22 protein-coding genes and 1 other annotated feature are annotated in these 25,127 nt (G+C 35.0%); of the genes, 2 read left to right on the top strand and 20 right to left on the bottom strand.

From position 1 onward, the window contains the following. The first annotated feature begins 12 nt into the window (after positions 1 to 12). The gene (locus QTL86_RS03140) at positions 13 to 702 is read left to right on the top strand and encodes a DUF2225 domain-containing protein (RefSeq protein ID WP_127067218.1); all 690 of its coding nucleotides are present in this window, start codon (positions 13 to 15) and stop codon (positions 700 to 702) included. A gap of 83 nt (positions 703 to 785) precedes the next feature. Here QTL86_RS03140 and QTL86_RS03135 read toward each other — a convergent pair whose 3' ends face one another. The 17 genes from QTL86_RS03135 to typA all read right to left on the bottom strand — a co-directional run bounded on the left by QTL86_RS03135 (position 786) and on the right by typA (position 21,769). Next, positions 786 to 1,847: an ADP-ribosylglycohydrolase family protein gene (locus tag QTL86_RS03135; RefSeq protein WP_127067219.1), complete on the bottom strand. Its 1,062-nt coding sequence runs from the start codon at positions 1,845 to 1,847 to the stop codon at positions 786 to 788. A 230-nt stretch (positions 1,848 to 2,077) separates the two neighbouring features. Then, on the bottom strand, positions 2,078 to 3,556 hold the full coding sequence (locus QTL86_RS03130; RefSeq protein ID WP_410496446.1) for a methyl-accepting chemotaxis protein: 1,479 nt from the start codon (positions 3,554 to 3,556) through the stop codon (positions 2,078 to 2,080). Between the two features lie 186 nt (positions 3,557 to 3,742). Next, on the bottom strand, positions 3,743 to 5,407 hold the full coding sequence (gene ilvB, locus QTL86_RS03125; RefSeq protein WP_410496445.1) for a biosynthetic-type acetolactate synthase large subunit: 1,665 nt from the start codon (positions 5,405 to 5,407) through the stop codon (positions 3,743 to 3,745). A gap of 19 nt (positions 5,408 to 5,426) precedes the next feature. Continuing rightward, entirely contained in the window at positions 5,427 to 7,088 is a 1,662-nt protein-coding gene (ilvD, locus tag QTL86_RS03120) for a dihydroxy-acid dehydratase (RefSeq protein ID WP_013657828.1), read from the bottom strand. Positions 7,089 to 7,380: 292 nt separating this feature from the next. Then, on the bottom strand, positions 7,381 to 8,259 hold the full coding sequence (gene ilvE, locus QTL86_RS03115) for a branched-chain-amino-acid transaminase (RefSeq protein WP_127067222.1): 879 nt from the start codon (positions 8,257 to 8,259) through the stop codon (positions 7,381 to 7,383). A 55-nt stretch (positions 8,260 to 8,314) separates the two neighbouring features. After that, the gene (gene leuB / locus QTL86_RS03110) at positions 8,315 to 9,397 is read right to left on the bottom strand and encodes a 3-isopropylmalate dehydrogenase (protein WP_127067223.1); all 1,083 of its coding nucleotides are present in this window, start codon (positions 9,395 to 9,397) and stop codon (positions 8,315 to 8,317) included. 58 nt (positions 9,398 to 9,455) lie between these two features. After that, positions 9,456 to 10,184, bottom strand: a complete 729-nt coding sequence (locus tag QTL86_RS03105) for a hypothetical protein (RefSeq protein WP_410496444.1) — start codon at positions 10,182 to 10,184, stop codon at positions 9,456 to 9,458. Between the two features lie 129 nt (positions 10,185 to 10,313). Beyond that, the gene (locus tag QTL86_RS03100; protein WP_410496442.1) at positions 10,314 to 10,487 is read right to left on the bottom strand and encodes a hypothetical protein; all 174 of its coding nucleotides are present in this window, start codon (positions 10,485 to 10,487) and stop codon (positions 10,314 to 10,316) included. Positions 10,488 to 10,521: 34 nt separating this feature from the next. Beyond that, the gene (gene leuD, locus QTL86_RS03095) at positions 10,522 to 11,010 is read right to left on the bottom strand and encodes a 3-isopropylmalate dehydratase small subunit (RefSeq protein WP_410496441.1); all 489 of its coding nucleotides are present in this window, start codon (positions 11,008 to 11,010) and stop codon (positions 10,522 to 10,524) included. A gap of 121 nt (positions 11,011 to 11,131) precedes the next feature. Further along, positions 11,132 to 12,397: a 3-isopropylmalate dehydratase large subunit gene (gene leuC, locus QTL86_RS03090; protein WP_410496440.1), complete on the bottom strand. Its 1,266-nt coding sequence runs from the start codon at positions 12,395 to 12,397 to the stop codon at positions 11,132 to 11,134. 77 nt (positions 12,398 to 12,474) lie between these two features. Beyond that, positions 12,475 to 12,666, bottom strand: a complete 192-nt coding sequence (locus QTL86_RS03085; RefSeq protein WP_013657833.1) for a hypothetical protein — start codon at positions 12,664 to 12,666, stop codon at positions 12,475 to 12,477. A gap of 11 nt (positions 12,667 to 12,677) precedes the next feature. Next, positions 12,678 to 14,267 carry a citramalate synthase gene (gene cimA, locus QTL86_RS03080; RefSeq protein ID WP_410496439.1) on the bottom strand — a complete coding sequence of 530 codons (1,590 nt, stop codon included), beginning with the start codon at positions 14,265 to 14,267 and terminating at the stop codon, positions 12,678 to 12,680. 2 nt (positions 14,268 to 14,269) lie between these two features. Next, positions 14,270 to 15,802 (bottom strand): 2-isopropylmalate synthase, encoded by a 1,533-nt coding sequence (locus tag QTL86_RS03075; protein ID WP_013657835.1) that lies wholly within the window; start codon positions 15,800 to 15,802, stop codon positions 14,270 to 14,272. A gap of 20 nt (positions 15,803 to 15,822) precedes the next feature. After that, positions 15,823 to 16,821 carry a ketol-acid reductoisomerase gene (gene ilvC / locus QTL86_RS03070; protein WP_013657836.1) on the bottom strand — a complete coding sequence of 333 codons (999 nt, stop codon included), beginning with the start codon at positions 16,819 to 16,821 and terminating at the stop codon, positions 15,823 to 15,825. A gap of 63 nt (positions 16,822 to 16,884) precedes the next feature. Then, positions 16,885 to 17,379, bottom strand: coding sequence for an acetolactate synthase small subunit (gene ilvN, locus QTL86_RS03065; RefSeq protein WP_013657837.1), 495 nt, complete (start codon positions 17,377 to 17,379; stop codon positions 16,885 to 16,887). Between the two features lie 17 nt (positions 17,380 to 17,396). Next, complete coding sequence (gene ilvB / locus QTL86_RS03060; protein WP_013657838.1) at positions 17,397 to 19,004, bottom strand: biosynthetic-type acetolactate synthase large subunit; 1,608 nt, start codon at positions 19,002 to 19,004, stop codon at positions 17,397 to 17,399. A gap of 76 nt (positions 19,005 to 19,080) precedes the next feature. Further along, positions 19,081 to 19,340, bottom strand: a binding site (T-box leader). A 611-nt stretch (positions 19,341 to 19,951) separates the two neighbouring features. Further along, complete coding sequence (typA, locus tag QTL86_RS03055) at positions 19,952 to 21,769, bottom strand: translational GTPase TypA (protein ID WP_013657839.1); 1,818 nt, start codon at positions 21,767 to 21,769, stop codon at positions 19,952 to 19,954. Between the two features lie 311 nt (positions 21,770 to 22,080). On the opposite strand from typA, the gene QTL86_RS03050 reads away from it, so the two are divergent. After that, complete coding sequence (locus tag QTL86_RS03050) at positions 22,081 to 22,905, top strand: AraC family transcriptional regulator (RefSeq protein WP_127067230.1); 825 nt, start codon at positions 22,081 to 22,083, stop codon at positions 22,903 to 22,905. Positions 22,906 to 22,995: 90 nt separating this feature from the next. Here QTL86_RS03050 and QTL86_RS03045 read toward each other — a convergent pair whose 3' ends face one another. From QTL86_RS03045 to QTL86_RS03035, 3 genes are all read right to left on the bottom strand, one after another. Continuing rightward, a complete protein-coding gene (locus QTL86_RS03045) occupies positions 22,996 to 23,169 on the bottom strand; it encodes a DUF362 domain-containing protein (protein ID WP_410496438.1) in 174 nt (57 codons plus the stop codon). A gap of 331 nt (positions 23,170 to 23,500) precedes the next feature. Next, entirely contained in the window at positions 23,501 to 24,202 is a 702-nt protein-coding gene (locus tag QTL86_RS03040; protein WP_410496437.1) for a hypothetical protein, read from the bottom strand. Between the two features lie 218 nt (positions 24,203 to 24,420). Next, positions 24,421 to 25,122, bottom strand: coding sequence for a hypothetical protein (locus QTL86_RS03035; protein WP_127067232.1), 702 nt, complete (start codon positions 25,120 to 25,122; stop codon positions 24,421 to 24,423). Positions 25,123 to 25,127: the final 5 nt, after the last annotated feature.

The following is a 25,127-nucleotide window of genomic DNA, read 5'->3' as shown; positions in this document are numbered from 1 at the left end:
GAAGTGAAATCTATGCATCCAAGTGAGGATCCAGAAATACTTAAAAGTGTTCTATATGATAAATCTTGTACCTGCCCCCTTTGTGGCAAAGCTTTTACTACTAAAACCATTAAATTAGGTAAAAACCAAGTAACTTCTATTGATGAGGATCTCTATGCTCATTATTCTACGGTTAATCCCTTACATTATGATATCATTGTTTGTCCTGAATGTGGTTATAGTGCTGTAACAAAAAACTTTTCTTCTTTGCTATCTAAACAAAAAGAATGGTTAAGTGCTCATTTTTATAGAGGAAGTCAAATTCCGGCCTATGGTGAATATACCACTATTGATGAGGCTATTCATAAACATAAAATTGCTCTTTTAGCATGTATAACACGCAAAAGCAAATTAGGTGAACAAGCTTATCTCGCTCTACATATTGCCTGGCTTTATCGTGACAAAGGAGATGATGCAGAGTCCAAGAACTTCTTAAAGCGAGCTTACGATGGCTTTGCTGAAGCATTGACTAAAGAAAATTTTCCTATTCTAGGTTTAGACGAAGCAACCCTACTTTATATGTTGGCAGCCATGGCTCATGAACTTAATAAACTAGAAGAAAGTAAACAATATCTCTCTTCTGTTATTACTATGCCAGGCTTATCTCCTCGCTTAAAAGACCATGCTTTAAATCTAAAAGAAAAGTTATATGAGAAAAGATAACTATCGATCTAGTTAACTACAAAAAATGGGAGGACTACACCAATTAGGATTGTAGCACTCCCATTTTTATCTTTTTATGCTATTTACCAAGCCGGATATTTCTTAAGCCATTCGTCACTTTCTTCATAAAAGGTAACTAAATCCTCTGCTAAGTGTTCAATCTCTCTACTTAATTCTACGCCTTCTATCCATCTAGTAGGAATAGCTTCAATTCCCAAATAAGCGCCTAATAAACTGCCCACAATAGCTCCCACACTATCACTATCACCACTATGGTTAACAGCTAATCTTAAAGCTGCTTCAAAATCTTTAGGATGAGCAAGTGCTGCATAAACAGACATGGCTAAGGCTTCATGTGCCATAAAGCCCTTTCCTAAACGTTCCATTTGTTCATGGTTTGGTTCTCCTTCTTTGACTAAAGCAATAGCCATTTCTAGAGCTGCTACCACTTCTTCGCTTCCTGGTTTTTCCTTAATATAGGTTAGTGCCTTTTGAACGGCTACTTCTAACTCATCATCTTCCACTAAATAATGAATCATAAGTGCTAGTGCACCTGCTGATAAATAAACACTTGGTGAACCGTGAGTAATCGCTGCCGAACGTACTCCCAGTAAGAAAGCTCTTTCTTCATCTTCAACAAGACCAATCGGTGCTACTCTTACCATTCCACCACAGCCTTTACTATCATTAAGCGGCTTTTCTAGTGTCCCCATGATCCCTTTTCCTAAAGCAGTTAAACAGGTGACCCCTGGCTCGCGGTAAGCATGCAACCTTCCTACCTTAATAAGCCATCCATCATAGTCCTTCTTATTCCAATGAGGTGTATTTAACCCTTGTGTATGAAGCCACCTTAAATAAGCTCTAAACAAAGTAATGGTTGTACCTTCTAAAGTTCTTTCATGATCTTTTCTCTTAGCTCTTGTCACACTACGTAGTAATCCTTCTGCTGTAAATAATGTTAACTGTGTATCATCAGTAATTAATGCATAACGTTGCCCGCAAGGAATATCTAATTCCTTTACACCACTTGCTCCATAAACTTTAACAATATCACTATACTGCATAAACTCTATTGGTGCTCCTAACGCATCACCAATAGCGCTGCCCATTAAACAACCATAAAAATTAGCTATACTACGTTTCATATGAGCCCCTCCAGTTTTATACTTTGGAATTATAATTAAATTTTAACAATCTTTAGAGCATTTTTCAATGTTTTTTATAAATTTTGTCAAAATTAATAGAGGTATTTTTTAGAATCTTCTTTTTTATAATCCATTATTTATGGTCTTTTGTTTATATAGTAATACCCTTTTACCGCTATGGGCACTTGTATTTGAACTAATCGATTTGATATTTTGTAAACAAATAAGAATTACTGAATGCTTTCCTTTAGATTATCTCCCAGCCTTTTTATGGTAATTAAATTTTCTCTCATTTCGTTAAAACGTTTGTTTTGTATACGTGTCGCATTATTCACTTCTTCTGCCATAGCAGTATGTTCTTCGGAAATACTAGCTAAAACATTAGTTTCATCATTCATCTTTATAAAGACTTCTAAAATAGTATGGATACTATCTACTTCTATGGCAATCTGGCCATTAAGCGTTTCTACTGCTTCTACTAAATGATTAAATACACCCTTAACACTTTTTACTGCCTCTACCCCTGTTGCTGTAGCTTTACTTCCCTTTATAACTTGTTCTTTAGTAACAACTGATTTTTCTTGTAAAGAAAGAATGATTTCTCTAATCGCATCTACTACTTGGCTACATTCTTCAGCCAAATTTTTAATTTCATCTGCAACTACGGCAAATCCTTTTCCAGCTTCTCCTGCCCTAGCTGCTTCAATTGAAGCATTAAGCGCTAATAGATTGGTTTGTCTAGCAATCCCTGTTATGGCATTTAAAAATTCACCAATATGTTCAATCTTATTTTCTAGCTCTAGTACATTATTTAAACTTGCTTCAACTGCTTCAGTTATTTCTTGCATTTGTTGATTCATATCTTCAATTGTGATGTGACTATTAGCTACCTCTGCATCAATAGTCGTGCTTACTTTGCTCATCTCATCTGTTGTTTCTTTTGCAAAGCTCATTTTATCTTCTGCATCTTTCATCCACTCTGTCAGCTTAACAATTCCTTTAGCTTGTTCCTCTGTTCCTTGAGCCGTCTGTTCTATAGAAATTGTAATTTGATGATTTACTTCATTTAAGCTTTGTATAGCTTCGTTAACTTGATAAATATTTTGATTGAGTACTTCTGTATTCGTACCAATTGTTTGCACCGCTTCTTGAAGCTTCCTTACCATTTCTTGGCTTTTCTTTGCATTTTCCATACTATAGCGCATGTATTCTCCACCCCATTTAGCAATAATATAAAAAATAACTAAACCAATTTCAAAAATAAGCAGGCCTTTAACACGATAATATAAACTGAAATCCTTACCTAAAAGTGGCAATCTCATCATAAAGCTTCCTATTAAGAGAAACAAATTAATAATAATGGCATAAACCATAAGTATCTTTGTATTAAAATATAAAATCACTAAACTTGAAGTCGTTAGTAAAATAAGTAGACTTGTATCTGTTCCATTCTCTGCTACAGCCACTATTAAACCAACTAAAGCTGGTAATACGATAAGTATAACTCCTTTTAAAACTATACCAATATTCCTACTTTTTACAACGATAGTTGCTAATATAGGCGTAGCTAGAATAATCCAGTCTTCTATACTAATACCTTTACTTCCTATCACTTTTTGTGCAAAAAGTATCACAGATATGATCCATATAAGTCGCCCAACAAAAGCATGCACCTTTCTTTCATCATATTGCTTCATCTCACTTCCCATAATGAGCCCTCCTTCTAGATTCCCTAATAATTCATACTTATTATAATGGATTTTCTTTACATCTTCTACACTCTAGATAAATTTTTGACAATAATATACTTTCTTTTAATGTTATGTGCAAGATTTTTAAAATTAATACCTTTTATTCAATAAAAAAAGGCCATAGGCCTTTTTTTATTTTTCTTATTAATCTAAAATAATGTTGTCAATAGCAGCTCCTGGAGCTACCATTGGTAATACTTTTTCATCTTTATCAATATGGCAGTTAATAACAACTGGCTCCCTATTTGTCCATGCTTCTTCAAATGCATTTACAAATTCATCTTGAGTCGTTACGTCATAAGCTTTTACGCCATAAGCCTTTGCTAATAAAATAAAATCCGGACCGCGATCTAAGTCTGTTTGAGAATAACGTTTATCATAGAAAGAAGTTTGCCACTGTCTTACCATACCTAAGGTTGTATTATTCATAATAACAATAATAACTGGCACATTATAATGAGTAATGGTACAAAGCTCATTACAGTTCATTCGGAAAGAACCGTCTCCTGCAATATGCACCACACGTTCATCCGGTCTAGCAATTTGTGCACCTATACTTGCACCTGTACCATACCCCATAGTTCCCAAACCACCTGAGCTAATAAAGGTTCTAGGCTTTGTATATTTATAGAACTGAGCAGCCCACATTTGATGCTGACCTACCTCTGTAGTAATAATAGCTTCACCCTGAGTTTGATCATAAATATTATTCATAATAAATTGTGGTCTAAGCGTATCACCACTTTGATACGTATATTTAAACTTATCCCTCCAACTCTGGATCTTTTCTAACCACTCTTTATTTTCTTGTTTTGGAACAAGTGGTATCAGTTTATTTAAAACTTCCCTTGCATCACCAATAATAGATGCCAAAGCAGGGACATTCTTACCCACCTCTGCTGGGTCTACATCAATCTGCAAAATCGTTGCATGAGGCGCGAACTTATTGACATCACTTACAACGCGGTCACTAAACCTTGCACCAATAGCAATAAGTAAGTCACACTCTGTGACACCTTTATTAGATGCAACACTACCATGCATTCCTATCATTCCGGTTGAAAGTGGATGTGTTTCAGGAAAGCCACCTAGACCCATTAAAGCCGTAGCTACTGGAGCTGAAATCTTCTCAGCAAACTGTAATAATTCCTTTTGTGCACCACTAGCAATAATGCCTCCTCCACTATAAATGAAAGGTCTTTCTGCATTTTTAATTAAGTCCACAGCTATTTGAAGATTTTTCTCATGTATCGTTTCAGTAACTGGTAAAATGCTTTTTGGCACTTCATATTCATAGTCATATAAAGCAGCTGTCACATCTTTTGGAATGTCTACAAGGACAGGGCCTGGTCTACCTGACTGAGCAATATAAAAAGCCTCTCTAAGGGTTTTAGCTAAGTCCTTTATTTCTTTAACGATATAATTATGTTTGGTGATGCACATTGTAATTCCTGCAATGTCTACTTCTTGGAAACTGTCTTTTCCAATGAGTGAATTAGGCACTTGCCCTGTAATGGCCACCATTGGTATAGAATCCATATACGCTGTAGCTATACCTGTTACTAAGTTTGTAGCTCCTGGTCCTGAGGTGGCAATACATACACCTACTTTTCCTGTTGCTCTTGCATAACCGTCAGCTGCATGTGAAGCGCCTTGTTCATGAGCTGTTAGTATATGATTAATGCGGTCACTATTTTTATATAAGGCATCATAAATATTAAGTGCCTGCCCTCCTGGATATCCAAAAACAGTATCTACTCCCTGTTCTACTAAGCATTCTATAATAATTTGTGCTCCATTGATTTTCATGATACGCCCCCTTTGCCAACTATAGTTTGAATATCGCGCCTGTATTTGCAGATGTTACTAAAGAAGCATAACGTGCTAAGTAGCCTGTTTTAACTTTTGGTTCTGGTTTTACCCATGCTTCTTTTCTCTTAGCAAGCTCTTCTTCGTCCACTTCTAAGTTAATAGTACATGCGTTCATATCAATGCTAATAAGATCCCCATCTTCTACTAAAGCAATGACTCCACCTTCAGCAGCTTCTGGTGAAACGTGACCAATACTAGCTCCTCTTGTTGCTCCTGAGAAACGTCCATCTGTAATAAGTGCTACATCTTTATCAAGTCCCATACCTGCAAGACAAGCAGTAGGCTCTAACATTTCTCTCATACCTGGGCCGCCTTTTGGTCCCTCATAGCGGATAACAACAACATCACCTTTTTCAATTTTGCCACCTAAAATCGCTGCTGTTGCTTCTTCTTCACCATTAAATACTTTAGCTTTCCCAGTGTGCACTAGCATTTCTGGAGCTACTGCTGAACGCTTAACAACACAAGCATCTTTTGCTAGGTTTCCTTTAAGTACAGCAATACCACCTGTTGCTGAATAAGGATTTTCAATTGGACGAATAACCTCTGGGTTTTTATTCGTTACTTTTTCAAGATTTTCTGCAATCGTTTTTCCAGTTACAGTCATAAGGGAAGTATCTAAAAGATCTTTTTTAGTAAGCTCTTTCATAACGGCTGCAACTCCCCCTGCAAAGTGGAGATCTTCCATATGATCACTACCTGCTGGTGCTAAGTGACAAAGGTTAGGTGTTTTAGCAGAAATTTCATTAGCCATATCTAAGTTAATATGTACACCTGCTTCATGTGCTACAGCTGGTAAGTGAAGCATAGTATTTGTACTACAGCCAAGCGCCATATCTACAGTTAATGAATTGCGGAAAGCTTTTTCATTTAAAATATCACGCATTTTAATATCTTTCTCAAGCATTTCCATAACCGCAATACCTGTATATTTAGCTAAACGGATACGCTCTGCAAATACAGCTGGTGTAGCGCCGTTTCCTGGAAGTGCAATGCCTAATACTTCACACATACAGTTCATACTATTAGCTGTATACATTCCTGAGCAAGAACCACAGCCTGGACAAGCATGATTTTCATATTCTTTTAACTCATCTTCTGTTATCTTACCAGCATTAAAAGCACCAACAGCTTCGAAAGTAACAGAAAGATTTGACTTCTTACCATTAACCATACCAGAAAGCATTGGCCCTCCACTTACAACTGCTGTAGGAAGATTCATCCTAGCTGCTCCCATAAGCATTCCTGGTACGATTTTATCGCAGTTTGGTACAAGCACCATAGCATCAAAAGCATGTGCTGTTGCCATACATTCAATGGAATCAGCAATAAGTTCTCTTGTGACAAGAGAATATCTCATTCCTTCATGTCCCATTGCAATACCATCACATACACCAATTGCAGGAATTTCAATAGGTGTTCCTCCCGCTATACGAACGCCTGTTTTAACAGCTTCTGTAATTTTATCTAGGTGTGAATGTCCTGGTACGATTTCACTCTTAGCTGTTACTACAGCTACTAATGGTTTTTGAATTTCTTCATCTATATAACCCATTGCTTTAAATAAAGAGCGATGAGGTGTTCTTGCAGCTCCTACTTTTACACGATCACTTTTCATATTTATACGCCTCTTTTCTTTTATTATTTCCTTTATAGTAACGACAACTAACTCTTCTAGTAAGAATCTTTCTATAAGCAATTCCTCTTAGAAGTTCTAGAAGTTGTCTTTTATATTTGCCATGTAGAAAGAATAATGAAGAGTGAAAAATGATTAGCTAAGAATAAAGAATGAAGAAGAGAAGTGAAAATTACATTACTTCTTAATTCCTCATTCCTAAGTTCATCATTTTCAACTCTTAATTTTTTCACTTATATTTCTTAATTTCTATTTAATATTCATGCTTAATCACTTAAAAAATATCTGTTCCTTGTTCATTAGCATAAGCTTTAAATGCTGCTAATAAGATTTTCGTTACTTCTCCTGCATTACCGGTTCCAATAACTCTGCCATCCACCATACTTACAGGAATAGCTTCTGCTGCTGTACCTGTTAAGAAACATTCATCAGCATTATATACATTAAATAATGTAAATTCTTTTTCAACTAAGGTGAAACCAAGCTTTGCAGCAAGTTCTATAACCGTTCTTCTTGTAATCCCATCTAAGATACCAATATGGATAGGTGGTGTATAAATCACACCATCTTTTACAATAAAGATATTATCACCTGTACACTCTGCTACAATACCATCATGGTTAAGCATTAAAGCTTCTGGAACACCTGCACGATTAGCTTCCATTTTAGCTAAAATATTATTTAAGTAGTTAAGTGATTTAATCTGCGGATCAACAATCGTTGCTTTATTACGCCTTTGAACAGAAGTAATAATAGGCATACCTTTTGTATACATTTCTTCTGGATACATGGTAATATTGCCTGCAATACAAAATACAGTTGCTTTTGGACATGTCTTAGGACTTAAACCTAGATCCCCTTTTCCTCTTGTTACAACTAAGCGAATATAGCCGTCTCTTAAGTCATTTCTTCTGCAAGTTTCTAAAAGCACTTCTGTCATCTCTTCTTTTGTAAGAGGAATCTCTAACATAATAGCTTTAGCTGCTGCATAAAGTCTATCTATATGATCTTCACATCTAAAAATACGACCGTTATAGGCTCTGATACCTTCAAAAACACCATCTCCATATAATACACCATGATCGAAAACGGAAATCTTTGCTTCTCCTTCTTCGACATATTGCCCATCTAAATAGATGATTTGACTACTCATGCCCTCACTACCTTTTCTTTTTTTATTTTACTTAATTTTATTTATCCTATTATGCTTATTTGATAGCGGCTGTAATAAGGTCGCCCATTTCAACTGTTCCAATTTGCTTCATGTCTGTGCTCATGATATCACCTGTACGGTAACCTGCATCAAGGACATTCATAACAGCTGCTTCAATTGCATTTGCTTCTTTATCTAAGTTAAGTGAATAACGAAGCATCATAGCTGCTGAAAGGATGGTTGCAATTGGATTCGCTTTGTTTTGGCCTGCAATATCTGGTGCACTACCATGACTTGGCTCATATAAACCAAGAGAACCTTCTCCAAGTGAAGCTGATGCAAGCATACCGATTGATCCTGTAATAATACTTGCTTCATCTGATAAAATATCGCCAAAGATATTAGAGGTTACAATAACATCAAATTGTTTTGGATTAACGACTAATTGCATCGCTGCATTATCTACATACATAAATGAATACTCTACTTCTGGATAATCTTTAGCTACACGATTAACAACGACTCTCCAAAGTCTAGAAGATTCAAGTACATTGGCTTTATCTACAACACATACTTTTTTGTTACGTTTCATAGCTGCATCAAAGCCTACCCTTGTGATACGTTCGATTTCAGCTACTGTATATTTTTCAAGGTCAGATGCAAAAGTTTTGCTATCGTCTTCTTCACATACAACCTTATTTTTTTCTCCAAAATAAATACCACTTGTAAGTTCTCTTACAATAAGAATATCTAAACTATCCCCAATGATTTCTTCTTTTAATGGACTAGCATGTTTAAGTTGTGGATAAAGCACAGCTGGACGAAGATTTGCAAATAATTTAAGTGCACCACGAATACCTAAAAGACCTTTTTCTGGTCGGTCTCCATTAGGAAGATTATCCCATTTAGGGCCACCTACAGCGCCAAGAAGTACAGCGTCTGCAGCTAAACATGCATCGATTGTTTCTTGTGGAAGAGATGAGCCTTTATGATCAATGGCTACTCCTCCCATCATTTGTTCATCATATGTAAATTGATGTCCGTAGACTTCACCAACTTTATTTAATACTTTAACGGCCTCTGTAACAATGTCAGGACCTATTCCATCACCTGGAAGTGTGACGATTTTAAAATCCATTTTCTTTTCCTCCTTATGCGTCATGACTTCACTTGCCATGCTTTTTAAATGAACCACTCTAGATCATCACTAAAGCAGCTGTAATGCCACCTATTAGAAGCACTACTAACCCATATACTAAATTGATTAAGATAAGCTTTTTAACTGCCACCTTAGGTGATAAGTCATATCTATAAACCAAATGTAAATAATAGATGATATTTTTCCATATCCATAAAATAATAGAACTACTACTTAATAATAAAACCGTTATATAAATATGTTGCTGAAGGAAATCTACACTAAAATAACTCGTTCCTATTAAACAAATAAGGGATAGGGCACCTCCAATGATTAAATCCCATGAGAATATAAATTCAAAGAGCTTTACCCTTTCTTCTTTACTCATCTTAATGCCTGCTATATATCTAAAAGCAATACCTTGAATTGCTGCAAAAAACCATTTACCTATCATAACACTAACGGGTGAAAAGATCGCTTTAATGAATCCAATGCCAATATTAAAACTATTACCTTCCCATCCACCTAATAAAAAGGCATAAATAGCACCTATAGCATACAACCATAGAGTAAATTCCTCTTGGTCATAAGTGAGTGTCTGCTTTTGCATAATCATCTTTTTAGGATGCAGCGTTAAATTAAATAACCTTTTTAAAACATTAGTTTTATCATATTCATCTTCTACATCATTAAACTCATAAATACCACCATCACATTTACGTAGTAAATATACTATAATCATAATTGTAATTATATATATAGCCACTATGACAAATAATCCCATCATTTAATATCCCCCTCTATATCTTTGATATTTCAAATTTAAAATACTCGAGATAGATAAGTTTTGTAATATATAGTGACTACGATGGTACTAGGTATGCACTTAGTTTTATGCTTTAATTTTTACTCCTTATTATTCTTCTATGTTCTCTTTTACCTCTATTTTTTTATCAATATTTATTTCTCCATAGAGCCTTTTTCCAGCTCTATAAATACCTTCTTCTATAGCTTTTCTTAAAATCCAATACCCTACATAAAAAATCCCTATATAAAGTGCAATCATTAAAATAGCAAGAATACCATTCATCTTATCTCCCCTAATTTCTATAATTATAATTATTCTATCTTTGTGCTTTAATTTTATTAACAAGTCCACCCTTTTGAATAATCTCTTGCATGAAAACTGGGAATGGTTGCCCCTGATAACTCTCCCCTTTTGTTACATTAGTAATGACTCCTGTATCAAAGTTAACTTCTACTACATCCCCTTTACTAATGCCATCTGCTGCTGCTTCACATTCTAAAATAGGAAGCCCAATATTAATAGCATTGCGGTAGAAAATACGAGCAAAGGTTCTTGCAATAACACAAGATACACCTGCTTCTTTAATAGCCAGTGGTGCATGTTCACGAGAAGACCCACAGCCAAAGTTTTTATCAGCTACGATAATATCTCCTTCTTTAACTTCTTTCACAAAATTAACATCAATATCTTCCATACAATGAGCTGCTAACTCTTTTCCGTTAGAAGTATTTAAATAACGTGCCGGAATAATAACATCTGTATCTACATTGTCGCCATAACGAAATACGGTTCCTTTTGCATTCATTTTTAGTCCTCCTTTTATACTTGACCGATTATTTTAATTGCTTACATTTCCCATATCTATTTTTCTATTGTTTCCTATTCTCATCAGCTGAATAATCCCCATTATTCAACTTTCATTTTCTTTATAATGTTTCTGGATTTGTAATATAACCTGTAAGTGCTGATGCAGCTGCTACAGCTGGGCTTGCAAGGTAAACTTCTGAGTCTACATGTCCCATACGACCTACAAAGTTACGATTAGTGGTAGAAACAGCTCTTTCACCTGCTGCAAGGATTCCCATATGACCACCTAAACATGGACCACAAGTAGGGGTACTAAATACAGCACCTGCTTCTACGATATCTTTAATAATGCCTTCTTCTAATGCTTGTAAGTAGATTTTTTGAGTACCTGGGAATACAATCACTCGTATACTAGGATCTACTTTTTTGCCTTTTAAGATATCTCTTGCAATGCGAAGGTCTTCCATACGTCCATTGGTACAAGAACCAATAACAACTTGATCGATTTTAATATCTTTAGGACCGATTTCATCTACTGTTTTTGTATTCTCTGGAAGATGTGGAAAAGCAACTGTTGGACGAATCTTTGCTAAATCAATTTCGTGTACAGCATCATATTCAGCATCTGCATCTGCTTCATAAATAGTATAAGGTTTTGTACTATGTTCTTTAACAAAAGCTAAAGTTTGGTCATCTACAGGGAATATGCCGTTTTTAGCACCTGCTTCAATAGCCATATTTGCCATGCAAAGACGAGAATCCATAGAAAGATTAGAAATACCATCACCTACAAATTCCATTGATTTATAAAGAGCACCATCTACACCAATCATACCGATAATATGAAGGATGACATCTTTGCCACTTACATGCTTACTTGGTTTACCTTTTAAAACAAATTTAAGAGCAGAAGGTACTTTAAACCACGCTTTACCTGTAGCCATACCAGCTGCCATATCTGTACTACCAATACCTGTAGAAAATGCACCTAGTGCACCATAAGTACAAGTATGTGAGTCAGCCCCAATGACTACATCTCCTGGTACTACTAAACCTTTTTCAGGAATAAGGGCATGCTCAATACCCATTTGGCCTACTTCAAAGTAGTTTTTGATTTCCTTGTCTTTGGCAAACTCTCTAATAAATTTACACTGCTCAGCTGCTTTAATATCTTTATTAGGTGTAAAATGGTCTGGTACAATTGCCACCTTGTTTTTATCAAACACACAGTCACAACCAATTTTATTAAATTCATTAACGGCAACTGGTGAAGTAATATCATTACCTAATACTAAATCTAAGTTAGCTTCGATTAATTGCCCTGCTACAACTTCTTTAAGCCCTGCATGAGCAGCTAATATTTTTTGTGTCATTGTCATTCCCATGAAATATCATCTCCTTTTAGCTTTTATGAACTGTACTGCTTTAAATCGTTAAAGTCCCTAGATAAAACAATATGCGATTAATTACTAGCATCTGTCTCTTTACCGCGATTACCATTATTGTTATTGCCACTACCATTACCACACATGACAATCACATAAGGCCTAGTTATGCAAAATACGATGACCGTCATACAGATCCAAAACCAAGGTTTTTTATAAAGCTTTTCTTGTTTGACTACCTCTGCTTTCTTATCCTTACAACACATCATTATCGCCCCCCCTATAAATAAGCTTTAAATTTCTTTTCAATATCTTTAATCAGCTTATATTCAATGGAATCTACTAAGGCAATCCAACTGGCTTCAATAATGTCAGTTGATACACCTACAGTACTCCAGTAATCTTCTCCATCAGTGGATTCAAGTAAAACACGTACCTTAGCTGCAGTTGCTAATTTGGTGTCTAATACTCTCACCTTATAGTCTGTTAAGTGAACACTTTTTAGCTCTGGATAAAAAACTTCTAAAGCTTTTCTAAGGGCACTATCAAGGGCATTAACTGGACCTTCACCTTCTGCTGCTGTCATTTCCACCTTATCCTCTACTCTTACTTTAATAATAGCAGATGAGCTAATACCTTGCGTTTTTGAAGGTTCCTCTCCTATAATTTTAAATTCCTCTAAATCAAAGAAAGGTTTATACTTGCCAAGCGCCTTTCTGACAAGGAGTTCAAAGGTACCATCGGCTCCCTCAAACTGATATCCCTTATGTTCTAATTCTTTAATACGATTGATAATCACACTTGTTACAGGATCATCTTTACTGGTATCAGGTGCTATACGTCTAATTTTCTCTAGTATGGTACTTCTTCCTGCTACCTCTGACATTAAAAATCGTCTTTCATTACCTACACTTGCTGGTGAAACATGTTCAAAAGAATGAGAAGCTTTGGTAACACCATCAATATGCATGCCTGCTTTATGAGCAAAAGCACTTTTACCCACATAAGGCATTTGCTCTTTTAAGGTCACATTTGCAATTTCTGATACGCGAATCGCTAATGAGGTAAGCTTCTTAATATTTTTCTCAGGGATACATACATAATCTCTCTTTAACTGTAAGTTAGGAATGATGGTGGATAAGTTAGCATTTCCGCAACGTTCTCCAAAGCCAACTAAGGTTCCTTGGACATGAGTGGCTCCTGCAAAAACGGCCATCATACTATTGGCTACACCTAACCCAGTATCATCATGTGTATGAATACCTATTGGTATATTGACCTTTGAAACCACATCTTTCACGATTTCATATACTTCATCAGGGAAAGCGCCTCCATTAGTTTCACACAAAGCCAAACAATCTGCCCCTGCGGCCTCAGCTTTTAATAAAGCTTCTATGGCATACGCCTTATTATGTTTATAACCATCAAAGAAATGTTCTGCATCGAAAATAACTTCTTTTCCTTGTTTTTTTAAGTAACTAATCGTATCATAAATCATTTGCAAATTTTCTTCTAAAGTTGTTTTAATAATTTCAGTCACATGAAAGTCCCAAGTCTTTCCGAAAATTGCTACTACAGGGGTATCTGCTTCAAGAAGCGATTTAATATTCGCGTCCTCTTCTACTTTTATATCCCTTCTTCTGGTACTGCCAAAAGCTGTAAGCTTTGAATTTTTCAAAGTAAGCTTTTTAACTTCTCTAAAAAACTCTAGATCTTTGGGATTGGAGCCAGGGTTGCCGGCTTCAATATAGCCGACCCCTAGTTCATCCAATGTACTTACTATTTTAAGTTTATCTGATACGGAAAAGGAGATACCTTCTGCTTGCCCACCATCTCTTAGGGTTGAATCAAGAACAGCAATTGTCTTCACCTTTATACCTCCCGTTTCTCCTCTTGATCATAGAGCATGTTATTAATCGCAGAAATATAAGCTAAAATACTAGCTTCTACAATGTCCATACTTACGCCATGACCATTATAAACTCTATCATTATTTCTAATTTTAACATTTACTTCGCCTTGTGCATCTGTACCACCTGTTACAGAATTAATCACAAAGTCTTCTAGAATAAACTTCCTACCTACTAATTTATCAATAGCTTTGTAAGAAGCATCGATTGGTCCATCATATGAAGATACAACCTCTTCAAGCACATGACCTGTTTTGGTTAAAAGACGCATAGACGAAGTAGTGGTAATGGTATTACCTGCATTAATAACAAAGCGTTCAAGCTTATAAGCTTCTGGAATTTGTACAACTTTACGACAAATAAGTGCTTCAATATCACGATCTGTGACATCTTTCTTCTTATCTGCTAATACTTTAAAGTCTTCAAATGCTGTTATAAGCGCTGCTTCATCTAAATCGTAGCCCATTGACTTAAGCTTATCTTCAAAAGCATGACGGCCAGAATGTTTCCCTAATACTAATTTATTTTCAGTTAGACCAATAGACTCTGGTGTCATAATCTCATAGGTTTCTTTATTAGCCAACATACCATGTTGATGGATACCTGACTCATGAGCAAAGGCATTTTCACCTACAATAGCTTTATTAGGCTGCACACGTACACCTGTGATACTACTTAAGAGTTTACTGCTTTTATAGATTTCTTTCGTTTGAATACCACAATCGATACCATAGAGGTCACGACGGGTATTTAAATTCATAACAACTTCTTCTAATGCTGCATTCCCTGCTCTTTCTCCTATACCATTAATGGTACATTCCACTTGACGTGCACCTGCTTTGATAGCGGCCAAAGAATTAGCTACTGCAAGACCAAGGTCATTATGGCAGTGTACGGAAATAATAGCTTTATCAATAGAAGGTACATTTTCTTTAATACCTTTAATAAGTGCTGCAAACTCTTCTGGTGAAGTATAACCTACTGTATCAGGTACATTAATGGTTGTTGCACCAGCCTTAATAACAGCTTCAAATACTTGATAAAGGAAAGCGGGATTACTTCTAGAGGCATCCTCTGCTGAAAACTCAATGTCAGAGCAAAAACGCTTTGCATATTTCACCATTTCACACGCTGTTTCTAAAACTTCTTCTGGTGTTTTCTTTAGCTTATATTGCATATGAATGTCAGAAGTCGCTAAGAAAGTATGTATTCTAGGATATTTAGCATTTTTAAGCGCCTCTGCTGCCGCATCTATATCTTTAGGTAGTGCACGAGCAAGACTTGCTACTGTACTATTTTTAATCGTATTAGCAATAGCTTTAACAGAAGCAAAGTCACCTGGAGAAGCAATGGCAAACCCAGCTTCCATAATATCCACACCGAGTCTTTCTAGCTGCCTTGCAACCTCTATTTTTTCAGCTAGGTTCATGCTACAGCCTGGTGATTGTTCTCCATCACGAAGTGTGGTATCAAAAATTCTAACAACGTTTGTCATGCTAATCCTCCTCTTTTTTATTATTTGTTTTCGTCAGCCCATGACATCATGCTACGAAGTTCTTTACCTACTTTTTCAAGTGGGTGTTCTGCTTCAATACGACGTTTTGCATTGAAATAAGCACGATGAGACTGATTTTCTAAGATCCAGTTTTTAGCAAAAGTACCTTCTTGGATTTCTTTAAGCACTTTTCTCATTTCATTTTTTGTATCTTCTGTAATAATACGAGAACCTACAGTGTAATCACCATATTCAGCTGTATCAGAGATTGAATATCTCATGTATTCGAAACCACCTTTGTTGATAAGGTCAACGATAAGTTTCATTTCATGGATACATTCGAAATAAGCACTTTCTGGTTCATATCCAGCTTCAACTAATACTTCGAAACCAGCTTTCATGAGAGCTGTTACACCACCACAAAGAACTGCTTGTTCTCCGAAAAGGTCAGTTTCTGTTTCCATTTGGAATGTTGTTTCAAGGATTCCTCCTCTAGCACCACCGATACCTGCTGCATAAGCAAGTGCAAGGTCATGTGCATTACCTGTAGCATCTTGGTAAGCTGTTACTAAACATGGTACCCCTCTACCTTCCTGGAATTGACTTCTTACTGTATGACCTGGTCCTTTAGGAGCAATCATAACAATATTAGTATGTTCTGGTGGTACAATTTGTTTAAAGTGAATATTAAAACCATGAGCAAAAGCAAGTGTTTTACCTTCTGTAAGGTATGGAGCGATTTCACTTCTGTACACGTCTGCTTGTTTTTCATCTGGTAATAAAATCATGATAAAGTCAGCCATTTTTGTAGCTTCTGCTACTGTTGCTACTTTAAGACCAGCTTCTTCAGCTTTTTTCCATGATTTACTTCCATTATATAAACCTACAACTACATCAACACCTGAGTCATGTAAGTTAAGGGCATGTGCGTGTCCTTGGCTACCGTAACCAATAATTGCTACAGTTTTACCTTTTAATAAATCTAAGTTACAGTCTTTTTGATAATATAATTTTGCCATTTTGAAAATCCTCCCTATAATTGAAATAAAATATATATTAAATCAGTCACCCAAGTGACTAGTTTAATTCTTTAGTTCTTTTTCTCCTCTTTGGAGTGCTGTAAGCCCTGTTCTAATCACTTCTTTAATACCATAAGGTTCTAGCATATTACTAAGGGCACTAATTTTGCCTTGGTCTCCTGTTGCTTCAATAATGAGTGCATCATTAGAAACATCTACAATATGTGCTCTAAAAATATTAGCTATTTCTATAATTTCAGCACGGTTAGCTTTGCTAGCTTTGATTTTAATCATGGCTAGTTCTCTATAGATAGAGTTTTCTTCTTTAAGCTCAATGATCTTAATAACATCTACTAACTTATTAAGCTGCTTTTTAATTTGTTCTAAGGTGTATTCATCAGCATCAGCCACAATAGTCATACGAGATACTTTAGGGTCTTCAGTTTCCCCCACTGATAAACTATCAATATTATAGCCTCGTCTACTAAAAAGTCCTGAAATTCTACTTAAAACACCGGAGTGGTTTTCAACCAGTACAGATAATACATGTCTTTTCATAGTTTCTCCCCTTTTCTTTATAATGTAGATTCTTTATCACTTACTGTAAACTCTATGAAATAAGGCTTATCACTAGCTAGCGCTTCTTTTAAAGCCGCTTCTACTTCACTTGCCTCACTTACACGCTTCGTCATAATACCATAAGCGCTTACTAAGGTAGTAAAGTCAGGATTCATATTCAGGCATACACCATGCTCTTTTAAATCCACACGCCATTGAAGTTCTCTTACCATACCCAAACCACTATTATTAAATAAAATAATGAGTGGATTCACCTGTTCTTGTACAAGGGTACCTAATTCAAATAAACTCATTTGAAAACTACCGTCCCCTAAAACACTTACAACTTTCTTGTCTTTATTACCAATGGCGGCACCAATAGCAGCTGGTAATGAATAGCCCATGGTTCCAAATCCACCTGAACAAATCAGCTTACGTTCATTACGAAGTTCCATATTTCTAATCGTCCAAAATTGATTTTGCCCTACATCAGCAGTAATAATCGCATCTTCATCTAGAAGGTCGGATAAAGTTCTAACAACTAACTTTGGATTGACACATCCTTCTGGATGTACTTCTTCTTTAATAAGCCTATGAGCCTCTATTGCTTGACACCAATCTTTCGTATCTGCCGGTTTAATAAGCTCTGTCATATGTTTTAAAATATGCCTTGCATCTCCTACAATAGGAATATTAGCCGAAGTAATCTTTCCTATCTCTGCAGGATCTACATCAATATGAATAATATTAGCATTTTCATCTAGTATACCAACATTAGCTACTGCCCTATCTGCTATACGTGCGCCTATAAAAAGAATGGTATCAGCACTCTTTAAAGCCCAATTAGCTTGTTTGAAACCATGGCTTCCTACCATGCCATAGTTTTGAGGATTTTTAGTAGGTAATGCTCCAACTCCCATTAATGTATGTACCAATGGTAACTGAGAAGCTTCAATAAATTCCTTAAGTTCTGCTTTAGCTTCACCTAAGATAACGCCCCCTCCTGCACATATTAATGGACGTTTACTGCTTTGTAATAACTTAATAGCTTTTTTAATTTGACCAATATGTCCTTCTACTGTAGGCTTATACCCTCTAATATCGATTTCTTTAGGATAGGTATAATCTATTTGCATCGCTTGATAGTCCATAGGAATATCAATGAGAACTGGTCCTGGTCTACCTGTTTTAGCTATATAAAAAGCTTCTTTTATAATACGTGGAAATTCTTTCGGGTTTTTGATTAAATAACTATGTTTAATAAAAGGTTCAGTCGCCCCCGTGATGTCAACTTCCTGAAAAACATCTCTTCCTATAAGATTGGATTTTACTTGACCTGTAATAATAACAATAGGTATAGAATCCATATAAGCTGTTGCAATACCAGTGATAAGGTTAGTAGCCCCTGGTCCAGAGGTTGCTATACACACCCCTACTTTGCCTGTTGTTCTGGCATAACCATTGGCACTATGTACTGCCGCTTGTTCTTGACGAACCAGCACGTGGTGAATAGAAGATGCTCTTAAAGATTCATATATGTCAATGACGGCTGCGCCTGGATACCCAAATACAACTTCAACATTTTCTTCCATCAAGGATCTGATTAACGCATCAGATAATTTCATGCCGACTCCTCCTTCAAATTACACTTTATTATTTAATATTTAGAATTTTGTTATTATACAAAAAATCCCCATCCTGCAATAGGACGAGGTATATGCCACGTGTTACCACCCATCTTGACTCTTTAAATTTAAAAACAAATACAAAAAGTCCACTCACTAGGTTCTATCAAACCCTTGCCTATAACGGGGCTTCCGGTCGTTTCTTACTCAAAGTAAAACTCTTTAGGAAACACTGCTCTGGAGTGATTTACTATTTGCTAGCTTATTAGCTCTCACCATCCGCTAATTCTCTGAAAAAGCTTTTCTGCAAAAGTCGTTCTCCTTCATTGCATTTATTAAACTATTAAGTTATTAGTATTTTAACAACATTGATTAATAGTGTCAATAATTATATTCAATTTTATGTCTCTTTTAATTTTCAAAAAAGCTCTTATTTTTTTATATAAAAGCATAATGATTCACATTATGTAAAGTTAATCTAGAGCACCTTAAGGTGGCAATAGTCATCTCATGTCTTGACATCACTTTATTTAGAATTAATATAATTTACATAATTCCGTAAATTTCATAGTATGTTTACTTGTTTTTTTGCTAATTGAATATTTATTCATCAACTTAATTTTTATTCGTTTTACATTTCCTACTACCATTATAAGGCACATCTTTTATTATTTGAAATACATATTCTTCATAGGATGTATAACCTATGGTTATACCAACACCTTTTATCTAGATTCGTTCTCAAAACTTAAGATTCATTTAAGAATAAACATTTATATGAAATAGCAAAAAGAGAAAATAATAAAATTGCTGAACAAAATGATTTAATTGCTTCTTCTTATTCTGCCACCCACATTGATGCGCTAGTCTAATAGAATCAATCAAAATAAGACGTCACAAAAGCCGTTTAGTATATTTAAAATATATACCAAACGGCTTTCTCATTACTATTTTTTGCTTCTTGCTGCTCTTGTTCTTTCACCTTCATCAAGAATCTTCTTACGAAGTCTGATTGCATCTGGTGTTACTTCTACTAATTCATCATCTTCAATAAATTCTAGCGCTTCTTCAAGTGTGAAGAGTCTTGGTGGTGATAAACGAATGGCATCATCTGCACCTGATGAACGTGTATTAGTCATTTTCTTGTTTTTACATGGGTTAACTGTCATGTCTTCACGACGGTTATTTTGTCCGATAATCATACCAGAGTAAACATCTACACCTGGTTTTACGAAAAGTGTTCCACGATCTTCTAATGAGTTAAGCGCATATCCCATAGTTGTCCCTTGTTCTTGTGCAATAAGAGCCCCATTTGCTCTTCTTGGTAATTCTCCTACGTATTCTGTATAACCTTCAATACGTCTTACCATGGTTGCTTCACCTCTTGAATCAGTGATAAGCTCACTTCTAAACCCAAGAAGGGCACGAGTTGTACAAAGGTACTCAATACGAATGTGGCCATTTTCTGGTTCCATACTTTGCATCATACCTTTACGAAGGTTGAGTTTACTAATAACTGTACCTGAATACTCATCTGGTACTGAAATCACAACACGTTCTACTGGCTCTACTAAGGTACCATTTTCGTCTTTGTGCATAATAACCTCTGGCTTAGATACACCAAGTTCGTAGCCTTCACGTCTCATGTTTTCAATAAGAACAGATAAGTGAAGTTCTCCACGTCCTGATACACGGTAGCCATCTGTTGTATCCATAGGTTCAACTTTAAGACCTACATTAATTTCTGTTTCTTTTTCAAGACGATCTTTGATATGTCTAGTTGTAACAAATTTACCACTTTGACCAGCAAAAGGAGAATTGTTTACAAGGAAGTTCATAGAAAGTGTAGGTTCTTCTATATGAATTGGTGTCATAGGATCTACTTTACCAATTTCACCAATAGTCTCCCCAATTGAAATATCTGTGATACCAGCAATAACAACGATATCTCCACTAGTTGCTTCTGGCACTGCCACTTGTTTAAGACCTTGGTATACCATGACTTTTGATACTTTAGCTGTTCTGATTTTACCATCGTTATCAGCAATCTCCACTGTTTGGCCTTCTTTTACTTTACCTTTATAAATACGTCCAATACCAAGACGTCCTACGAAGTTGTCATAAGAAAGGGCACTAATTTGTAATTGAAGTGGTGCTTCATCATCTTTTGGATATTCTCCAACACGTTCAACGATTGTTTCAAGAAGAGGTTTAATATCTTGTCCTTCTTCTTCAAGTTCATATTGCATAATACCTTGTTTACCAATTCCATAAAGAATAGGGAAATCAAGTTGTTCATCATTAGCTTGAAGATCTACGAATAAGTCAAAAGTCATATCCACAACTTCTTCCGCTCTATGATTTGGTTTATCTATTTTATTAATAACAAGAATAGGCTTAAGTCCTAATTCTAATGATTTTTGAAGAACAAAACGTGTTTGTGGCATTGGCCCTTCAATAGAATCTACTAAAAGAATAACCGTATCTACTGTACGAATAACACGTTCTACCTCTGAAGAGAAGTCACTATGTCCTGGTGTATCTACGATATTAATTTTATAATCTCCGTACATAATAGAACAGTTTTTAGAATAAATAGTAATACCTCTTTCTCTCTCAAGGTCATTACTATCCATAATACAATCTACATGTTCCTCATTAGCTCTAAAAACACCACTTTGATTTAAAAAGGCATCTACTAAGGTAGATTTACCTGCATCAACGTGGGCAATAACTGCTATATTGATAATCTTCATATCACTCATCGTCATTTCTCGCTTTCCGTAATTTCTCACAATGATATATTGTAACACAGCTTTCGGCATGATACAACATTTAATATTAGTAAGCCACATCTAAAGCTTATTTATACTGTCGAAACTCGCTAAAATTTAGCATAGCACACTTCTCTTTGAAAACCTATTCTCACATTTCACCATATCTACCTAAATTCTCTCTTACAATTAGTAATTTTAAACAAAATCCTCTTTATTATTATTATTGTTTCGTTAAAAAATATTTCTATTTTATCTAAACTATTATATAATATATAGAATGAATAAGAAGGAGGTCTATTATGACTCAAGAAATTCTCTATGTCTGTGAAGAAATTCACCCTACTATTACAAAAAAATTTTTGCAGTCTCCTGTTCATGTTCATGATCATCCAGAACTTTCTATTATCTTAAGTGGTGAAGCCGTTTATTCCATTAAAGATAAAACATATATTATACGTAAAGGTGAACTAGTACTTTTTAATCCTAATGTTTCCCATAGTGTTTATTTATCACCTCAAACGCAATATAAGGATTTACATATTGGCTATAGCAAGCTCACAGAAAGTGTTATGGACTATTTTGAAAAAACAGGAAATGATTTCATTATTTTAAAGCTCAGTAGCGAGAAAAAATATTTTTATTCTCTTTGCGAAGAACTTTTACAAGAATATCGCCTAAGAAAAAAAGACTGTCGCACTATGATTCACTCCTTAGCAACCCAGCTTCTCGTACTTATTTATCGTGAACTTGTAAAAGAAGGCGTGGCCCCTTCTGAGCATTTATGCAATATGGGATATCCTGATAAACGTAAGGTAGTCGAATTTATTACTCATTATATTAATGAGAACTATATGAATGAAATCTCTTTAGACATGTTTGCCAAAGATATGTATCTAAGCCAAGTTTATATTTCTAAAATCTTTAAAGAAGAAACTGGTAGTTCTCCTATTAACTATCTGATTAAAACAAGACTCTCTAAGGCCAAAGAATTATTAGAAGAGCAAGACCTTCCTATTAAAGTAGTATCGGGTCAAGTGGGTTATGAAGATGCTTATCACTTTAGTAAGCTCTTTAAAAAATATTATGGGTATGCCCCATCTGCATTAAAGCGTCATAAAAATTAGCGTCAATATAAATAAAAAGTGACTCTTATCATTAACTGATAAGAGTCACTTTTTATTTATATTCATTTCACTTATTGATGCTCGTTTAGATTATGCTTCTGGATTTGGAGCTCCTACTGGACAAACACCTGCACATGCACCACATTCAATACATTCATCAGCATTGATTACGTAAATGCTATCTCCTTCAGAAATACAGCTTACTGGACATTCAGAAGCGCATGCACCACAACTAATACAATCTTCATTAATAATATATGCCATAACTTTTTCCTCCCATATGTTTAAAGTTACTTCAAATTTATGATACTATTATTGTGATAGCCTGTCAAGATTTTACCGGTGATAAAATATACCCTTTATGCAATTTTAACAATATTGTTAAATAAACTCCATTTTCCAGTTAAAACGTCCGGTTTCTTCATTATTAATATACCTTCTTACCTATTTAATTCATTTCATAAAGGCCATCGTATAAGCTTGTATCACAAACATTTTTACGATAGCCTCTTCCTTGTTTATGTAATCATAGTAACTATACTATTTTAGTTAGTTACATTTATATAACTCTAGAATCTTGTAGGTGACTTCGTACTTACCACTTAGCATTTTCTATATCCCTTAAATCAAACCAATATTCTGTATAATCTTTTTCATGGGCCACTCTTTCTAGTTTGTAATATGTTCCTTCGTCACTAAATGCTAATAAAGTATTACAATCAATTAAGTAGAAAGTAATAAAAGGTAAGAAGAAACTTTCCCCTTCATACGTTTTCCATATGTCACATCTTACAATGTACTCTTGCTTTACCCCCATATCTATAGCAAGGTATTTTTGTGGATAAGGTAAAATTTCTGTATAATAATATGGATACTTCGCTACAATAGCACCATCTACTTTAATATCTTTTCTACCTAATGATATAATAGTACCTATATCTTTCTGCGTGAGTTTATTATTACTTTTTAATACTTCTGTTATTTTCCAATCCCCGTAAAACTCCTTCCTTTCTGCATTAATATGTCTCCCCCATGGTTGAGTCTCCTCCAGCTTAGTACTTACTTTTTCGGCTAGCCAATTCACTTCTCCTAGTTGCTCAGTCAGTTTCTTTTCTAGTTCATCTATTCGAGCTTCATCATTTGCCTTAACTTGGTCTAATTGCCTTTCTAACGCTTGAATTGATATCATGTTACTAGTTATTTCTTCCTGTTTACTCTTGTTGCTCATATAGAGGAAAAAAACAGAGACTAAAAGTACTACATTAACTACTAAAACCATTTTAAATACTCTCTTCATAAACTCCTCCACTTGAATACTCAATTATTGCTAAAATATCCCTTCTATAGACTTCACTTGTCTATTAATTTTATAATAATGCTGTTCTATAAAATCAAGTTTAGTATCAACACAGGATGTAATATTATGCTCATCGTAGCCTTTCTCTCATCAGCTTTTTGGTACTCTATGTAGTTAGGTGTAATAATTACTAGAGGCTTCTCTTTATTTAAGTTGATTTACCACTTAGCATTTTCTATATCTCTTAGATCAAACCAATATTCAGTATAATCCTTTTCATGGGCAGTTCGTTCAAGTTTATAGTACACACCATTCTGACTATATGCTAATAGGGTATTACAATCTAGTAGATAAAAATGTTGAAAAGCAACACTATAAATGTCTCCACTATACGTGCGCCACAGTTCACATCTCACAATATAATCTTGTTCTACATCCATATCAATCGCAAGATAATTTTCGGGATATGGTAAAATTTCTATATTATAGTACGGATACTCACCTACAACAATATTATTTTCTTTAACATATTCTCTCCCTAATGAAATAATCGTTCCTACGTTTTTTTGTGCATATTCATTATCCTCCGTTAGTACCTCTGTTATTTCCCAATCTCCATAAAACTCTCTTCTTTCTTCGTTAATTTTGTATCCCCAACGTTGCCTATCATCTAGATTAGTACTTAGTTTTTTTTCTAGTTTATTAATTTCTTTTACTTGTTCTTCTAATTGCCCTTTTAGTTTCTCTACTTCTATACTATCAACGACCTTAATTTGATCTAACTGTCTTTTTAATGTTTGAATCGATATCATATTGCTCACTATTTCTTCTTGCTTATTTTTATTACTTGCATAAAGCAAAAAAATTATAATTAAAAATACAATATTTACTATCAAAAGAACTTTAGATAATCTTTTCATAACCT

It is taken from the genome of Cellulosilyticum sp. ST5 (assembly GCF_046529625.1).
GTDB lineage: Bacteria > Bacillota > Clostridia > Lachnospirales > Cellulosilyticaceae > Cellulosilyticum > Cellulosilyticum lentocellum.
This window is presented reverse-complemented; position numbering and strand designations above follow the sequence as displayed.

Excerpts from the sequence above, each read along its gene's own strand:
- QTL86_RS03140 (WP_127067218.1), top strand. The coding sequence starts at position 13 with ATGCATCCAAGTGAGGATCCAGAAATACTTAAAAGTGTTCTATATGAT.
- QTL86_RS03135 (WP_127067219.1), bottom strand. The coding sequence starts at position 1,847 with ATGAAACGTAGTATAGCTAATTTTTATGGTTGTTTAATGGGCAGCGCT.
- QTL86_RS03130 (WP_410496446.1), bottom strand. The coding sequence starts at position 3,556 with ATGGGAAGTGAGATGAAGCAATATGATGAAAGAAAGGTGCATGCTTTT.
- ilvB (WP_410496445.1), bottom strand. The coding sequence starts at position 5,407 with ATGAAAATCAATGGAGCACAAATTATTATAGAATGCTTAGTAGAACAG.
- ilvD (WP_013657828.1), bottom strand. The coding sequence starts at position 7,088 with ATGAAAAGTGATCGTGTAAAAGTAGGAGCTGCAAGAACACCTCATCGC.
- ilvE (WP_127067222.1), bottom strand. The coding sequence starts at position 8,259 with ATGAGTAGTCAAATCATCTATTTAGATGGGCAATATGTCGAAGAAGGA.
- leuB (WP_127067223.1), bottom strand. The coding sequence starts at position 9,397 with ATGGATTTTAAAATCGTCACACTTCCAGGTGATGGAATAGGTCCTGAC.
- QTL86_RS03105 (WP_410496444.1), bottom strand. The coding sequence starts at position 10,184 with ATGATGGGATTATTTGTCATAGTGGCTATATATATAATTACAATTATG.
- QTL86_RS03100 (WP_410496442.1), bottom strand. The coding sequence starts at position 10,487 with ATGAATGGTATTCTTGCTATTTTAATGATTGCACTTTATATAGGGATT.
- leuD (WP_410496441.1), bottom strand. The coding sequence starts at position 11,010 with ATGAATGCAAAAGGAACCGTATTTCGTTATGGCGACAATGTAGATACA.
- leuC (WP_410496440.1), bottom strand. The coding sequence starts at position 12,397 with ATGGGAATGACAATGACACAAAAAATATTAGCTGCTCATGCAGGGCTT.
- QTL86_RS03085 (WP_013657833.1), bottom strand. The coding sequence starts at position 12,666 with ATGATGTGTTGTAAGGATAAGAAAGCAGAGGTAGTCAAACAAGAAAAG.
- QTL86_RS03075 (WP_013657835.1), bottom strand. The coding sequence starts at position 15,802 with ATGACAAACGTTGTTAGAATTTTTGATACCACACTTCGTGATGGAGAA.
- ilvC (WP_013657836.1), bottom strand. The coding sequence starts at position 16,821 with ATGGCAAAATTATATTATCAAAAAGACTGTAACTTAGATTTATTAAAA.
- ilvN (WP_013657837.1), bottom strand. The coding sequence starts at position 17,379 with ATGAAAAGACATGTATTATCTGTACTGGTTGAAAACCACTCCGGTGTT.
- ilvB (WP_013657838.1), bottom strand. The coding sequence starts at position 19,004 with ATGAAATTATCTGATGCGTTAATCAGATCCTTGATGGAAGAAAATGTT.
- typA (WP_013657839.1), bottom strand. The coding sequence starts at position 21,769 with ATGAGTGATATGAAGATTATCAATATAGCAGTTATTGCCCACGTTGAT.
- QTL86_RS03050 (WP_127067230.1), top strand. The coding sequence starts at position 22,081 with ATGACTCAAGAAATTCTCTATGTCTGTGAAGAAATTCACCCTACTATT.
- QTL86_RS03045 (WP_410496438.1), bottom strand. The coding sequence starts at position 23,169 with ATGGCATATATTATTAATGAAGATTGTATTAGTTGTGGTGCATGCGCT.
- QTL86_RS03040 (WP_410496437.1), bottom strand. The coding sequence starts at position 24,202 with ATGAAGAGAGTATTTAAAATGGTTTTAGTAGTTAATGTAGTACTTTTA.
- QTL86_RS03035 (WP_127067232.1), bottom strand. The coding sequence starts at position 25,122 with ATGAAAAGATTATCTAAAGTTCTTTTGATAGTAAATATTGTATTTTTA.